This is a genomic window from Anabaena sp. CCY 0017 (assembly GCF_963920885.1).
In the GTDB taxonomy this organism is placed as follows: domain Bacteria; phylum Cyanobacteriota; class Cyanobacteriia; order Cyanobacteriales; family Nostocaceae; genus Nodularia.
Genome location: NZ_CAWUDG010000125.1, coordinates 1 through 233, shown reverse-complemented (window position 1 = coordinate 233; position 233 = coordinate 1). Strand labels below are relative to the sequence as shown.

Genomic DNA, 233 nt, shown 5'->3' with positions numbered 1-233 from the left:
GGTTCGTATTACATCGGCCAGATGAACCTCAAGTACATCTCGGATAAGCGCCTGACGGTGAACGCATACCGGATCGTCACGATAGGGGTCCTGTTCATCGGCGCGCAGGCCTCGCTGGACCTGGCATGGAACACGGCCAATGTGGTGATGGGCCTGTGCGCCAGCATCAATATCGTCGCCGTGTTTCTGTTGTTCAAGGTGGTGAAGGTCAGCGTGGATGACTTTCTGAACCA

Annotated in this window: 1 protein-coding gene; it reads left to right on the top strand. The window is 55.8% G+C overall.

Translation table 11 applies throughout. From position 1 onward, the window contains the following. On the top strand, window positions 1-233 hold a 233-nt coding region (locus ACM0OW_RS25935), incomplete at both ends, for an alanine:cation symporter family protein (protein WP_414553602.1).